Source organism: Micromonospora sp. NRRL B-16802 (assembly GCF_001279555.1).
GTDB lineage: Bacteria > Actinomycetota > Actinomycetes > Mycobacteriales > Micromonosporaceae > Micromonospora > Micromonospora profundi.
In genome coordinates, this window is record NZ_LGEB01000001.1 from 133,377 (window position 1) to 145,919 (window position 12,543).

14 protein-coding genes are annotated in these 12,543 nt (G+C 71.1%); 12 read left to right on the forward strand and 2 right to left on the reverse strand.

All coding sequences use genetic code 11. From position 1 onward, the window contains the following. Positions 1–249 precede the first annotated feature (249 nt). The 7 genes from ADK66_RS00640 to ADK66_RS00670 all read left to right on the forward strand — a co-directional run bounded on the left by ADK66_RS00640 (position 250) and on the right by ADK66_RS00670 (position 6,758). Positions 250–1,503, forward strand: coding sequence for an LCP family protein (locus ADK66_RS00640; protein ID WP_053651557.1), 1,254 nt, complete (start codon positions 250–252; stop codon positions 1,501–1,503). Between the two features lie 168 nt (positions 1,504–1,671). Then, a complete protein-coding gene (locus ADK66_RS00645) occupies positions 1,672–2,634 on the forward strand; it encodes an LCP family protein (protein WP_082377149.1) in 963 nt (320 codons plus the stop codon). Positions 2,635–2,692: 58 nt separating this feature from the next. Next, positions 2,693–3,028 carry a rhodanese-like domain-containing protein gene (locus ADK66_RS00650; protein WP_053652311.1) on the forward strand — a complete coding sequence of 112 codons (336 nt, stop codon included), beginning with the start codon at positions 2,693–2,695 and terminating at the stop codon, positions 3,026–3,028. A 10-nt stretch (positions 3,029–3,038) separates the two neighbouring features. Next, entirely contained in the window at positions 3,039–3,827 is a 789-nt protein-coding gene (locus ADK66_RS00655; RefSeq protein ID WP_053651559.1) for a glycerophosphodiester phosphodiesterase family protein, read from the forward strand. Between the two features lie 52 nt (positions 3,828–3,879). Further along, positions 3,880–5,331 (forward strand): PAS domain-containing sensor histidine kinase, encoded by a 1,452-nt coding sequence (locus tag ADK66_RS00660; RefSeq protein ID WP_053651561.1) that lies wholly within the window; start codon positions 3,880–3,882, stop codon positions 5,329–5,331. A 61-nt stretch (positions 5,332–5,392) separates the two neighbouring features. Continuing rightward, on the forward strand, positions 5,393–5,809 hold the full coding sequence (locus tag ADK66_RS00665; protein ID WP_231639875.1) for an ATP-binding protein: 417 nt from the start codon (positions 5,393–5,395) through the stop codon (positions 5,807–5,809). Between the two features lie 61 nt (positions 5,810–5,870). Further along, complete coding sequence (locus tag ADK66_RS00670; protein ID WP_053651563.1) at positions 5,871–6,758, forward strand: DUF5926 family protein; 888 nt, start codon at positions 5,871–5,873, stop codon at positions 6,756–6,758. Positions 6,759–6,784: 26 nt separating this feature from the next. Here the strand turns inward: ADK66_RS00670 and ADK66_RS00675 are convergent, their stop codons facing one another. Then, entirely contained in the window at positions 6,785–8,014 is a 1,230-nt protein-coding gene (locus tag ADK66_RS00675) for an arginine deiminase (protein ID WP_053651564.1), read from the reverse strand. Between the two features lie 163 nt (positions 8,015–8,177). On the opposite strand from ADK66_RS00675, the gene ADK66_RS00680 reads away from it, so the two are divergent. The 5 genes from ADK66_RS00680 to pheA all read left to right on the forward strand — a co-directional run bounded on the left by ADK66_RS00680 (position 8,178) and on the right by pheA (position 11,636). Beyond that, the gene (locus tag ADK66_RS00680) at positions 8,178–8,918 is read left to right on the forward strand and encodes a hypothetical protein (RefSeq protein WP_053651566.1); all 741 of its coding nucleotides are present in this window, start codon (positions 8,178–8,180) and stop codon (positions 8,916–8,918) included. A 164-nt stretch (positions 8,919–9,082) separates the two neighbouring features. Continuing rightward, complete coding sequence (locus tag ADK66_RS00685; RefSeq protein WP_053651568.1) at positions 9,083–9,541, forward strand: hypothetical protein; 459 nt, start codon at positions 9,083–9,085, stop codon at positions 9,539–9,541. Positions 9,542–9,615: 74 nt separating this feature from the next. Continuing rightward, positions 9,616–10,005 carry an ACT domain-containing protein gene (locus tag ADK66_RS00690; protein WP_053651571.1) on the forward strand — a complete coding sequence of 130 codons (390 nt, stop codon included), beginning with the start codon at positions 9,616–9,618 and terminating at the stop codon, positions 10,003–10,005. A gap of 79 nt (positions 10,006–10,084) precedes the next feature. After that, a complete protein-coding gene (locus tag ADK66_RS00695) occupies positions 10,085–10,669 on the forward strand; it encodes a hypothetical protein (protein ID WP_312877400.1) in 585 nt (194 codons plus the stop codon). Between the two features lie 10 nt (positions 10,670–10,679). After that, entirely contained in the window at positions 10,680–11,636 is a 957-nt protein-coding gene (gene pheA, locus ADK66_RS00700) for a prephenate dehydratase (RefSeq protein ID WP_053652314.1), read from the forward strand. 76 nt (positions 11,637–11,712) lie between these two features. Here pheA and ADK66_RS00705 read toward each other — a convergent pair whose 3' ends face one another. Next, the gene (locus ADK66_RS00705) at positions 11,713–12,435 is read right to left on the reverse strand and encodes an AIM24 family protein (RefSeq protein WP_053651572.1); all 723 of its coding nucleotides are present in this window, start codon (positions 12,433–12,435) and stop codon (positions 11,713–11,715) included. Between the last annotated feature and the right edge of the window lie 108 nt (positions 12,436–12,543).

Genomic DNA, 12,543 nt, shown 5'->3' on the forward strand with positions numbered 1-12,543 from the left:
CACCGTATTAACGCCTGGGAATCATCAACGAAACCGTCGCTCACCTTCGGCAAACAACTCGATCACCGAGGGTCATTTCCTTCGGATGAGGCCAGCGTCATACCGCAACCAGCTCGACGGGTCATCGAGATAGGCCGATCGCCGGTAAGCTGCACCTGACATCCGAATTGAATCCGGATGAACTCGCCAAGTCGATTTGATGCACGTACAGTGGTCGCCGCCCCATCCTGATCACGAACTGGAGCACGAATGCCGGTTCAGGCCAGCCGACGCCCTACCTCAGCCGCGCCGAGCGGCCGAATTGCCGCATCCATACCAGTGCAGCCGGGCCGATCGGGTGGTGGGCCGGGTGATCGCCCGCCAGGTGGTGGTGGCGACGGCCGGTCGGGTGGAAAAGGGCCAGCCAAGAAGCGGCCCCGACGCAAGGATCCGCTCTGGGCACGCCTGACTGTGATCTTCGGTGCGGTGCTGATGCTCAGCAGCGGGGTGGGCATCGTCGGCGGCAAGGTGCTGATCGGCCAGGCCACCGGAGACATCGCGCAACGCAACCTGCTCGGTGAAGCCAGCAAGTCCGACGCCGAGGGCGGGGCCAGCCTGGACGGCCCGATCGACATGCTGCTGCTCGGCGTGGACGCACGGGAGCGCTGGGCAGCCGACGACGTCCGCTCGGACAGCATCATCATCCTGCACATCCCGGCCTCGCACGACCAGGCGTACCTGATCTCCATCCCCCGGGACACCCAGGCGCAGATCCCCGCCTTTTCGAAGAGCGGCTACGGCGGCGGCACTGGCAAGATCAATAGCGCGTTCCAGGCCGGCGCCGCCAACGGCGGTGGCTGGGAGGGCGGCGCCCAACTGATGGCGCAGACGATCAAACGGCTCACCGGGATCAGCTTCGACGGCGCGGCGATCATCAACTTCGGCGGCTTCAAGAACGTCATCGACACGCTCGGCACCGTACGGATCTGCGTCAGCCAAGAGGTCGAGTCGCTGCACATGTCGTACGTCGACGGCAAGCCGATGTGGAACGCGGACGCCAAGAAGACAGGCAAGCCGAGGACCCCGGTGGTGCACAAGAAGGGTTGCCAGGAGATGGAGGGCTGGGCGGCCCTGGACTACTCCCGGCAGCGCAAGACCCTCCGCAACGGCGACTACGACCGGCAGCAGAACCAGCAGCAGCTGATCAAGGCGATGGCCAAGAAGGCCACCGACGGCGGCATGCTCACCAACCCGGCGAAGATGCAGCAGCTGATCAAGGCGGCCGGCAAGGCGTTCGTGCTGGACACCGGCGGCACGTCGATCGAGAACTTCATCTACACCATGCGCGGTGTCACCGCCAACGAGCTGACGATGCTCAAGACCAACAACGGCACCTTCAACAGCACCGGCACCGGCGCCGAGGCGCTTAGCGAAGAGACGATGGCCATGTTCCGTGCGATCAAGCAGGACAAGCTTGCCGAGTTCGTCTTCGCCAACCCCCAGGTGATCTCCACCCGCAAGTGAGCGTGCCGATGTGGGGGAAAGCCCGCGACCGTTCCGTCACCGACCGTAGCCTGACGTGAGCACGTTTCACGTAACGGCTGCGGGGAGGCGGACACGTCCAGGTCCGGACGCAACGCGGTGGGCCAGGTCGGCGCCGCCCGGTCACGTCGTGCCCGTGGCTCACGGATCATGCTCGGCGTCGGGCTGGCCCTCGTCCTGCTGGCCGGGCTCGCCGTGGTCGGTATCAAGACACTCTCGCACCGGTACGACAGCTCGGTGACCAGGGAGCAACTGCTCGACGACGACGCGCGCAGCGGACGCACCGACCTGGACGGGCCGCTCAACTACCTGCTCGTCGGCACCGACAGGCGCGCCGGCAGCAGCGAACCCGACCAGCGGTCGGACACCATCCTCATCGTGCACGTACCCGCCGGCAGGCGCGAGGCGTACCTGGTCTCCATCCCACGTGACCTGCTTGTCGCCATCCCGCCGACGAACGGGTTCGGCGGCGGCCAAGACAAGATCAATGCGGCGTACGAGCGTGGCGGCGGTGGGCAGGCCGGCACCCAACTGCTCTCGGCCACCCTGAGCCGGCTCACCGGCCTCCGGTTCGACGGTGCGGCGCTCGTCGACTTCTCCGGCTTCCGGAAGGTCATCGACCTGCTCGGCGGCGTACGGATGTGCGTGGACACCGAGGTCCGCTCGATCCACACCAACCGGGTCTTCCCCACCGGCTGCCAGAGGATGGACGGGGCGCAGGCGCTGGACTACGTGCGGCAGCGCTACGACCTGCCCGGTGGTGACTACGACCGGCAGCGCCACCAGCAGCAGTTGCTCCGGGCGATGCTGGACAGCGCCGGCCAGGCGGACCTGCGTACCGACCCGATGAAACTGGATCAGGTGCTGCGGGCCGTCGGCGGCTCGCTGACTGTCGACACCAACGGCGTACCCCTGGAGGATCTGCTCCTCGCACTGCGTGCGCTGCCGCCCGACGGGATGCGTGGTGTCCAGGTCCCGTCGTTTCCGCAGACCATCGACGAGGTCTCGTACGTGGTGCTCGACAACGGCGGGAACGGGCTGTTCGAAGCCGTCCGGAGCACCCGACTGCCGGCCTGGGCGCAGGCCAACCCGCGCTGGGTGACCCGGTTGTGATGGTGTCGACGGCGGGGCCGACACCGAACCGGCTGGCGAGGATCTAATGTTGGTCCCTGTGTTCGGACCCCAGGTTCCCACCGTGCCCGTGACCGAGATCGCCGACGACACCTACCTGCTCGACGTGCGGGAGGACGACGAATGGGCGGCGGGCCACGCCCCCAACGCCCATCACCTGCCGATGATGGAACTGCCGGCCCGGTTGGCCGAGGTGCCAACCGACCGGGATGTGGCGGTCGTCTGCCGCTCCGGCGGGCGCTCCGCCCAGGTCGTCGCCTACCTGGTGAACAACGGCTGGGACCGGGTGCGCAACGCCGACGGCGGGATGCGCCAGTGGGCAGCCGTCGGCCGGCCGGTGGTCGACGGAAACGGACAGCCCGGCCAGGTCATCTGAGGCGGTCGGCATGGGCGGGCCTCTGGTCTTCGCGCACCGCGGCGCCTCGTACGACCTTCCGGAGCACACTCTCGCCGCCTATCTGCGCGCACTCGACGAGGGCGCCGACGGGCTGGAGTGCGACGTCCGGTTGACCCGCGACGGGCACCTGGTCTGCGTGCACGATCGACGTCTGGACCGCACCAGCAACGGCCGCGGTCTGGTCAGCGCACGTACGCTCGCCGAGTTGGAGGCGCTCGACTTCGGTTCCTGGCATCCGGGCGGCGCCCCGAGCGGTGACCTGCCGCCGGACGAGTCGCACACCCGGCTGCTCACCCTGGCCCGGCTGCTCGACGCCGTGCTGGCCGCCGGGCGGCCCGTCCGGTTGCTTGTGGAGACCAAGCATCCGTCCCGCTACGGCTCGAACGTGGAACGGCGGCTGGTCGCCCTGCTGCGGCGCTACGGGCTGGCCGATCCGGCACCCGACGACCTGGTCCAGGTCACCGTGATGTCGTTCTCCCCGCTGGCGGTCCGGCGGGTCCGGGAGTTGGCCCCGACGCTGCCCACAGTGCTGTTGCTCGAGGTGCTGCCACGCTGGTGGCCTGCGGGTCGGCTGCCGTTCGGGGCCCGCATCGCGGGGCCGGGCATCGGTCTGGTCCGGGCCCGACCGCAGTTGCTGCCCGCGCTGCGGGCCGCCGGCAACCAGGTGTACGTCTGGACGGTCAACGAGCCGGCCGATCTGGAGTTGGTGCTGGCTGCCGAGGTGGACGGGATCATCACCGACAGGCCGGCGCACGCCCTCGCCCGACGGGATCGCTGATCGGCGTCGACCGGGGGTGCCGAAAGCCGGATCTCCGGGGCAGACTCGGCACATGCCGGAGCGTATCGACTTTCCCGCTCTCATCGCCGGCCACGCTGTCGTGATCGAGATGATCAATTCTGGGGACGCGGGGTTGCCGGTCCTCACCCAGCTGCTCCGGGCTGCCCAGCCGGCGCTCGGGGCGAGAGGTATGGCGTTCGTCGAGTTCGGTCCGACCGGTGGCCGGGTGATCGCGGCGACCGGCGCTGCGGACTGGGCATTGGGCCGTCCACTGGCAGCCGACGACCCGGACACCGTCTGCCTGCTCTCCGGGCCACGGGTGCGCCAGGTCCGCGTGGCGGACCTGAACGGCAAGCTCGCCGGTGAGCTGGCCGGCAGCGGGCTACGCCGGATGGTGGTGTCCCGGGCCGAGATCGGCGGGCACACCGTCGGCAGCCTGCACGCCCTCTACCCGGGCGACGGCGAGCCGGGCGACGAGCAGGCAGTGGTCTCCTACCTCGCATCGTGCATCGCGCACATGTACGGCGACGCGAGCGGGCTGCCGGTGCACGGTGACGGACCGGTGGTGGCGGCGCTCGCCGACGGTCTGGCGGTTGTCGACCGGGAGGCGACCGTCCGACTCTGGAACCCGGCCGCCGCGCAGGTCACCGGTCAGACCGCCGAACAGGCGTTGAACCGACCGCTGCCGTTGCCGCTGCCGCCTTCCGGCCAGGTCCGCGACCACCGGCTCCCGGACGGACGCTGGCTGCGAATCACCTCCGGCGAGCTGCCCGGCCCGGGTGCGCTGCGGGTGGTCACCTTCCGCGACATCACCGACCAACAGCGCCGCGACCACGACCGGGAGCTGTTCGTCGCTGTGACAAGCCACGAGCTGCGAACCCCGGTCACCGTGATCAAGGGATACGCGGACACCCTCACCGACCACTGGGACTCGCTCAACGACGCCGACCGTCGGCAGGCCGCCCGGGTGATCGGGCAGCGCGCCAACGAGCTGGCCCGGCTGGTCGACCGGCTGCTCTCCTCGGCCGCGGAGACCGGCCCCGGCGACGACCCGCCCAGCCCGTTCGACCTCGGTGAGGCTCTGCGTGCCGCCGTCGTCGACCTGCCTGTGGAGCTGCGTCGGCGGCTGGTGCTGCGCCTCCCCGCCGACCTGCCCAAGGCGCTCGGCCACCGGCCCAGCCTGACCACTGTGCTGACGGAGCTGGCGACGAACGCCGGCAAGTACTCGCCGCCGGGCTCCCCCATCGAGATCACCGCCGGAGTCGACGGCCAGCTCGTCGGGTTCCGGGTCAGCGATCGAGGAATCGGCATCCGTCCCGAGCACGTGGAGCGGGCGTTCGACAGGTTCTGGCAGGGCGAGTCCGGCGACCGGCGCGGCTACCCGGGGGCGGGGCTCGGTCTCTATCTCGTCCGCCGGATCGTTGAACAACAGAATGGATGGGTATCCCTACGTCCAAGGACCGACGGCGGTACGGTCGCAGAGGTGCGACTGCCGCGCGGTTGACCGGCGGCGGCGCGACGTGGAGGCGACGGTGGCAGCGGCAGTGAGGGATCGGGCGTGGTGCGTGGTGGTTCCCCACCATCCCGCTGGAGCACGGCTGGCCCGGCACCGGCTGGCCGACGATCTGGCTGACGTCGTACCCCCGAGGCTTCTCGCGGACCTGATCGCGGTCCTCGCCGAGCTGGTGGGCAACTCGGTGCGGCATGCCCGGCCGCTTCCCGGCGGCGTGGTCCGGGTGGCCTGGCGGTTGCGGCCCTCGGCCGAGGGTCCGCGCGTCCAGTTGGGGGTGACCGACGGCGGCGCGAGCACCAGGCCACGGATCCGGACGGCCAGCCTGGACGCCGCCGACGGGCGGGGCCTGCACATCGTGGCCGGTCTGGCCACGCGCTGGGGTGTGGAGCGCGATGGCATGGGTCAGCGTGTGTGGGCGGAGTTCGAGCCGACGACGACGAGCCGTTCGGACCTGGTGGCTGCGGGCTGAACGGCGGTCCGGGGCGGGTCCGGCCCACGACGGGCCGACCGGCCCTCTAGGCTGTGACGCCGTGAGTAAGCGTCGAAAGAGCCAGCGTGCCGCCGTCGACACCGCCCCCCGGAAGGACAAGGTGCGGGACGTTTTCGTGCCGCGACCGTTCGAAGGGCTGGCCGACGAGCCTGAATGGATCGCGCTGCGTGAGCTGGTGCCCGCCGCGTCCGCGCCGCTGCGGCTGGCGCCCGCTGTCGTCGAGGAGTTCGGCGACCGGCCTGTCACGCTTGCCACGGTGCTGCCGATGGCCGCACCCGCTGTGAGCAAGCCGGACGGCCGGGTGCTCATCGGCCTGCAACGGCACCAGCAGTCCGGCGACGTCTCCCGCGACCTGGCCGACGCGCTGCTCTGCGCGTTGCGGGCCGAGCCGGGCGGCCAGGTGGCCGTGCCGCCGCTGCCCGGCCCCGGCCCCCGACTCCAGGACATCCTGGTGGACGGCCCGCTGGAGATCACCATGCACGACGGGTTCGAGTTCTGGCTCGATCCCGGCGCGGCGGACGACCCGACCGTCCAGGCGTCGCTGGAGCGGGCCAACGCCGCCATCTACCCGACCGTGCGGATGGCGGCGGCGAGGGCCGCGTACTGGTGCCAGGTCCCGGAGAAGGCACACGTGCGCTGGGTGCTGCCGGACGACGAGGACGCCGCCCTGGACGCGCTGGCCCGCCTCGGCGCGGCCGGCACGCTGACGCTCGGCGAGCAGACCAAGTTCGCTGGCATGTTCCGCGCGCACGGCCGGCTGGTGCCGGTCTGGGACCTGCCGGAGCAGGCGCCGGCGACCGACTGGGAGGACCCGGTGGCGCAGTTCAGCAAGCGGTACGCGGAGGCGCTCGCCGCCACCGATCCGCTGGACGCCGCCGGCCGCCGGGCCCGTCAGGGGCTGCTCGGCCGCCAGCTCACCCTGCGCTGACGTTAGGAGGGGCCCCTTGTTATGCATCAGGCGTTAGTAGGGGGCCCTTCCTTCAGCGAGTCGCGGACTATCGGGCAGGACATGCAGCGGGGGCCGCCCCGGCCGGAGCCGAGCTCGGAGCCGGCGATCGGGATGACCTCGATGCCGGCCCGCTCCAACTGCGCGTTTGTCGCGGTGTTGCGTTCGTAGCCGACGCAGAGCCGGGGCGCCAGGGCGAGTGTGTTGTTGCCGTCGTCCCACTGCTCGCGTTCCGCGGTGACCGGGTCCAGCCCGGTGTCGATGACCCGGAGCTGGTCGAGGTCCATCGCGTCGGCGGCGGCCCGCAGGAAGGGCGCGGGGCCGTCGACCCGCGGGTCCTCGCCGTCGGCGCCGGCGATCACGGTGTACGCCGAGAGGGTGCTGGCGATGTTGGGATACATGAGCACGGCGTCGGCGTCGACCATCGTGCAGACGGTGTCCAGGTGCATGGTGGCGCGTTCCTGGGCGATCGGCACCACGAGGATGGTGTGGGCCAGCCCGGCGGCGAAGACCTGCCGGCCCAGACGTTCCGCGCCGGCCGGTGTGGTGCGCTCGCCCACCCCGACCGCCAGCACGCCGGGGGCGAGCAGCAGCACGTCCCCGCCCTCCAGGTGCTCCAGGTGGGGGCGGTAGACGAACTCGGTGCCGGCGAAGCGTGGATGGTGGCGGTAGATGGCGTCGGTGAGTGTGGTTTCCCTGCGGCGGGCCGGCATGGCCAGGCTGGTGACACCGACCCGGTCGCCGATCCACAGCGACGAGTCCCGGGTGAACAGCAGGTTCGGCAGCGGATCGATCACAAAATCGTGACGGTCCATCAAGGTGTAGACCAACCCGCCCGGCCGCTCCGGGCTGATCCGCAGTTCCTCGTGGGCGAGCCCGGCGGTGAGCACGTCGGCCAGCGCGACCGGGTCCAGGTAGGCGAGGTGGTCGGCGACCCGGGCGCGCAGGGTGTCGCCGAGCCGGGGGGAGCGCAGCACGTGCTCGGTGAGTTCGGCCCGGGCGTCGGCGACGGCGAGCGTCTCGGCCAGCAGGGTTGCCAGGTAGAGCACCTCGACACCGCGCTCGCGCAGCGCGGCGGCGAACGCGTCGTGCTCCTCCTGGGCGCGGCCCACCCAGGGGATCGCGTCGAACAGGAGGGAGTCGTTGTTGCGGGGGGTGAGCCGGGCCAGTTCCGGGCCGGGCCGGTGCAGGAGCACGGTGCCGAGCCGGCCGACTTCGCTGTCGACGTAGTGGGTCACCCCCGCAGCGTAGGGCAGGGTTTAGCGGCATCCGACAAAAGAACTGTGGATGAATATGGCATTCATCCACAGTCACTCCGGCGTTCCGGCTTGCCGAACACCGGGAGTGGCAACGTAGGGTAGTGAGGACATAACTTCGAGGGACCTTTTGCCGGAGGTCGCGATGACTGTCTTTCCCGCACGACGAGCCGTACCGACTGGCCGGGCACTGCCGCCCGCCGCGGTGCCCCACCCCCGCGTCGAGTCGCCGGGGGTTCTCGAGCCGATCCGTCCGACACCTCTCGAATGGGCGCGCCGCCGGCGTGCCGAGCGGGGCGCCCGTCGGCTGGAGGCGGCCGGAGCACGGGCACTCGGTCAGCTCGACCATCTCGGGCCGGCCTGGCACGTCATCGAGTGGCCCCGCACGGATGTGGCGGACGCCCTGCTCGACCGCGCTCGGGACGACCGCGCCGGGTTCCTCGCCATCGGGCCGAGCGGCCTGTTCGCGGTGACAATCGCCGACCACGGTCGCGCCCGGGTGCTCGTCGCCGGTGACGTGGTGCAGATCAACGGCAAGCGGCCGCCGTACGTGGCCGAGGCCCGTCGGGACGCCAAGCGGGCCAGCAAGGCCCTCAGCGACGCTGTGGGGCTGACGATTCCGGTGTCGCCGGTGCTGACCTTCGTGGGCTCCGGCGTGATCAGCGTCTACGGCCTGCCGAAGGACTGTCTGATGGCGACCCACCGGGAGCTCGACCGGCTCCTCGTGGCAGGTGGCAGCCGGATCAGCCCCGCCACTGCCGAGAAGCTGTCCCGGGTGGCGCAGCATCCGAGCACCTGGCTGAAGGGCACGTACCGTCCAGCGGCCGACTACCGGTGGTACGACGAGGGCCGAACGGCCGCTGACAAGCCGGCCCACCACCGGTAACGTCACCGACGACGCCACGCGGCCCCGGTTCCCACCCCCCACCGGTTCCCGCGCCGTCACCGACCGCCCGGTTCCGACCGTGCGGTCCGGTGACCCGGTGCGCTCGGTGGTCCCGTCGGAGACCGGCTAGCGTGGACAGTCCGTCGGTGTACATAGGAGGCTCGGTGGCCCACGTCGAACTTTCGCTCTCGGAAGTGTTCGTGCCGGCGGCGCGAGCCTCCACAGAGCCGGAGTCCGACAACTTCGGCCAGTGGTCCTCGACGGTCTGCCGGGCCGACGAGCCGTGCCTGCTGATCGACGCCGACACCCGGGTGGTCGCCATCTCCACGGCCGGCTGCGAGCTGCTCTGCCTGGGCGAGCCGGCCGGCCTGATCGGGCGGCCACTGCTCGACGGCGGGCTACGCCTGCTGGACTTCACCGCCAACCGGGGCGAGCTGACCGAGGCCGAGATCGACAAGATCCCGCCTCTGCTGGCACTCTCCTCCGGCCGCCTCGCCCGAGGTCTGCTGCGGGTGCAGGGCGCGGCGGCGGGCAGCTCCGACGCGACCGTCGATGCGATCTCCACCCCGGTGCACGCCGACGGCACAGTGGCAGGCTCCCTCACCTTCTTCTCCGAGGTCTGACCTGCGGCGGATGTGGCGTTCACCGCACGCGGCGATGCCGGCGGCGGCCCACACCGACACCGTAAGGTGCCTTCATGCTCGATATCGCTCTGCTGCCGGGGGAGTACGCCGTGTGCCGGTTGGCCCCCGGCGCCGCCCTGCCGTACGCGCTGTCGAGCGAACTGGACCCCGCCGAGGTGGTAACTGTGAGCTGGACCACCGACGGGATATCGGTGATCTGCCCGACCACCCGAGCCCCGGCACAGGCCGTGATGGAGACCTCCTGGCGCTGCCTCAAGGTCGCCGGCCCGGACGGCGTGGCCGCCACGGGAACGCTTGCGGCTCTCGTCGCGCCGCTCACCGACGCCCGGGTCAACGTGGTCACCTTCTCCACCTTTGACACCGACTACCTGCTGGTGCCGATCGTCCGCCTGGCCGAAGGCACGGCGGCCCTGGAGCGCGCCGGGCACCGCGTACTCGGCTGAGCTTCACCAGGCCGGCCGCTCGCCCTACGATGGGCTCGGCCACCCCCCGGCCGCCACGACCTTCCCCGAGGATCGGCCTGTGCCGTTCACCCCGTTGCGCCGCCCGTCTCCCCCACCGCAGGCGACGGTCCGTACGCTGCCCACGACCCGGATCCTGCTGGCGCTCTTCACGATCGTGGCGCTGACCGGCTGCGGAGCCCCACCTGAACTGCGGCAGCCATCCAGCGTGCCCACGGTCACCGGCACGCCCACCGCGCCAGGGCCTACCGGCAGCCCGACGGCATCGCCCACCGCCGTGCCCACTGCTCCTCCGGTCGGCACCCCGTCGGCCACGCCCGATGCCGGCCTGGTCGCCATCGCCTGCCGGAACGGGCCCACCGGTCACCAGGTTCTCCGGCTGCTGCGCGGCCGGACCGGAGTCCTCCCGAACAACGTGCAGGTAAAGGTCCGCAGCGGGCCGCTCTGCGCCGCCGACTGGCAGTACACCGTGGTCACCGTGACCGGGCACGAGGAGCTCCAGGTCGTCACCCGGGGCCGACCCACCGCCCCCGAGCTGGTCACCGCCGGCACCGACGTGTGCACCGCCGAGGTCCGGGCCACCGGGCCGGTCGGGATCCGCACCCTCGCCTGCGACGCCGGCACACCGCCCGGATCGGGTGCGTAGGCTGGTCGGCATGCCCGGAACACCGCCCACGCGCTTCGTCTACCTCGGCCCGGAGGGCACCTTCGCCGAACAGGCCCTGCGCACGATTCCCGCCGCCGAACACGGCAGCCGTACGCCCGCCCGCAGTGTCGGGGAAGCGCTGGACAGCGTCCGGGCGGGGGACGCCGATGCCGCGCTGGTGCCGCTGGAGAATTCGATTGGCGGGGCGGTCGGCATCACCTTCGACGAGATGATCGAGGGCGACCCGCTGGTGATCACACGCGAGGTGATCCTGCCTGTGGAGTTCGTGCTCGCCGCCCGGCCTGGGACGTCGCTTTCGTCGATCCGCACGATCGCGGCACACCCGCAGGCGTCCACCCAGTGTCGCGGCTGGCTACGCGACCACCTGCCCGACGCGGTGGTGGTCGACGTGCTCTCCAACGGCGCGGCCGCCGCAGGCGCCGGCTCGGGTGAGTTCGACGCGGCGATCTGCGCGCCGATCGGGGCGACCCGGCACCGGCTCGCGCTGCTCGCCGACAAGATCGCCGACCACCCCGACGCGGTGACCCGGTTCGTGCTGGCCTCCCGCCCCGGCCCACCCCCGCCGCCGACCGGTGACGACCTCACCTCGCTCGCGGTCTACATCGCCCACGACCGGGTCGGTGCGCTGCTGATCGTGCTGATGGAGTTGGCCGTCCGTGGGGTCAACATGACCCGCATCGAGTCCCGGCCGACCGGCGAGGCCCTGGGCCGGTACGTCTTCTTCCTGGACTGCACAGGGCACGTGGCCGACGTACGGCTGGGCGAGGCGTTGCAGGGGCTGCACCGGGTCTGCGCCGACGTCCGCTTCCTGGGCTCCTATCCCCGGCACCGCTGGGCCGAGACAGCCGGCGAACGACCCGTACCGGCGCCGGCCGGTCTCTCCGACGTCGACTACGCCGACGCGGCGGCCTGGCTGGCCCGACTGCGCACCGGCGAGCTGACCTGACCCCGGCTGGGCCGGTTGGTGGGCCGGGCTGGGCGACCCCGCACGACTGACGCGCCCGCCCAGCCAACCGAACGGGTCAGCTCAGCAGGCCGCCGAGCAGGCCGCCCTCCTGCTGCTGCTCGCCGCTGCCCCTGACCGGCGGTTCCTCGGACGGCTGCACCACCACGAAGCCGTGCCCGGCGAAGCTCATCGTGTACGCCTCACCGGTGCGCCGGCCCAGCAGTGTGCCGAGACCGAGCTGCTCGGCGCGGTGGTAGCCGGTCTGGAGGTTAGCCGACCAGCAGACCGCGGCCTGCGGGTCGACGTACGTCGGGGCGTCCACGTTGAGCACCACAGGGGTGCCCTTGGTGGTGATGGCGATCCGGCCGTAGCCGCTGAAGACGCAGTTGAACAGGCCCGACGAGGAGGTCATGCCGGCGCCGCCGACCATCCTGATGTCGTACTGGAGGGTCGAGTCGAAGGCGAGCACGCTGGAGCCGTTGATGGAGAGCGCGTCGCCCGGCTCCAGGTCGATGATGTGCACGTCCTTGGCCAACTCGGCAAGGAAGACGTCACCCTGGCCGGTGACCTTCATCAGCGGTACGCCCTCGCCGGTGAGCTTCTGCTTGAGGAACTTGCCGAGCCCGCCCGAGCCCAACGCCTGGAACTGCACGTTTCCCTGGTAGGCGACCATGGACCCGACCCGGGCCATCGCCTCACCGTTGAGCTCGATCTTCAACATCTTGGAGTTCTGCAGCCGCATGCCGGGCTGCGCGGACTCCTTCTCGAGGTTCTCGGCGGAGAACAGCTCGCTGCGCATGAAAGGTGCCTCCTGAAAAGGTCGCGGTTGCTGCACCGACGGTAGGCGACTCCAGCAAGCACGGACCATCAGCCGAGCGGCGTGCCGCTGCCGGGAGGTGGCGCGGGG